The organism is Actinomadura harenae (assembly GCF_003696215.1).
Classification (GTDB): domain Bacteria; phylum Actinomycetota; class Actinomycetes; order Streptosporangiales; family Streptosporangiaceae; genus Spirillospora; species Spirillospora harenae.
The window spans coordinates 1-1684 of the sequence record NZ_RFFG01000259.1; the positions used below are offsets into that span (position 1 = coordinate 1).

Annotated in this window: 1 protein-coding gene; it reads right to left on the reverse strand. The window is 78.0% G+C overall.

Annotation, left to right across the window (positions count from 1 at the left end):
• Positions 1-1641, reverse strand: a 1641-nt coding sequence (locus tag EBO15_RS43340; RefSeq protein WP_147481944.1) for a polyketide synthase, incomplete at its 3' end; no start/stop codon positions are given.
• Positions 1642-1684 lie beyond the last annotated feature (43 nt).

Genomic DNA, 1684 nt, shown 5'->3' on the forward strand with positions numbered 1-1684 from the left:
CAGCTCGGCGGGTGTCCGGGCGACGAGCGCCGCGCGGACGGCCAGGTCCGCCCCGGCGCTGCCGTGCGCGCTCGCGGCCAGGGCGGCCGCCATGTCGAGGTGTTCGGCCAGCGCGCAGATGTCGGCGCGCCCGGCCAGCCGTTCCAGTTTCTCCGCCAGGGCCGGGGCGGACGCCGCGCCCACCACGAACACCTCGGCGTCCAGCGCGCCCTGCGGCAGGCGACGCGCGCGCGGCGGCTTCCGTGACTCGGCCGCTTCCAGGACGACGTGGGTGTTGATCCCGCCGAACCCCATCGCGCTCACCCCGGCGCGCAGCGGCGCGTCCGGCCAGGGGGCCGCCTCGCGGACGGTCCGCAGCGGCGCCCGCGGAGCGCGCAGCAGTTCGTGCTCGGTCTCGCAGCCGACGGTCGGCGGGACGGTCTGGTGGTGCAGCGCCATCACGGCCTTGAGCAGCCCGGCCGCCCCGGCCGCGGCCTTCGTGTGCCCGATGTTGCCCTTGATCGAGCCGAGCGCGGCGGGCGGGAGGCGCCGCCCGACCTGGACGGCGATCAGCGCCTCCAGTTCCGTCCGGTCGCCGACGTCGGTCCCGGTGCCATGGCCCTCGAACAGCGCGACGGTGTCCGGCCCGAACCCGGCGCGCGCGTAGGCCCGGCGCATCGCGAGGACGTGGCCCTCGCGCGCGGGCCGCGTCAGCCCCCCGCTCCCGTCGGACGACACGCCCCAGCCGCGGATCACCGCCAGCGGGACGCGGCCCGCCTCCACGGCGTCCCCGGCCCGCATCAGCGCGACCATGCCGCAGCCCTCGCCGGGCAGGAACCCGGTGGGCCGCGCGTCGTAGATCCGCATCTCGGCGGAGCCCAGTGCGCCGAGGCGCGCGAAGCCGACCAGCTCGAACGGGTCGAGGCTGGCGTCCACGCCGCCCGCCAGCACCAGGTCCAGGTCGCCGGACGCGAGCGCCGCGCACGCCGTCGTCACCGCCAGCAGCGACGACGCGCACGCGCCGTCCACGGTGTAGCCGCCGCCGCGCAGGTCGAAGTGGTTGCAGACGCGGCCCGCGACGGCGTTGGCGAGCCCGCCGACGAGGCTCTCGTCGGTCGGCTCGGGGAACGGCGCCTTGAACTCCCGTTCCAGCCGGGTCATCAGCGCGGCGGCCTCGGCACCGCCGAGGCCGCCGTCCGCCAGCGCGTCCCGGACGACGCGGGCGACGTACGGCCAGCGCAGCCGCAGCAGCCCGGCACGGCTGAACTCGCCGGTCAGGGAGTTGCCGAGCACCACGCCGACCCGGTCGCGGGACAGGCCGCGCGCGCCGGGGAACCCGGCGTCCTCCAGGGTCTCGGCGGCGACCTGCAGCGCCAGCCAGTGCACCGGGTCGGTGACGCGGTGGCTCGCCCCGGACACGCGGTGCCGCGCCCGGTCGAACGTCCAGTCGGTCAGGACGGCGGCGGACCGCACGTTCGTCGAGTCGGGTCCGCCGCCCGCGTAGTCGCCGAGGTTCAGCCGTCCGGGCGGGAGCGGGCGGAACGCGCGGCGCCCCGTCAGCACGTTCTCCCAGAGCTGCGCGGGGGACGTGGCGTCCGGGTACCGGCATCCGGCGCCGACGACGGCGATCGCGGGCCCGGGCGTCCCGGGCACGCCGCTCACCGTCCCTCACCGGCCGCACCGGCCGGGCCGGATCCGCCGGGCG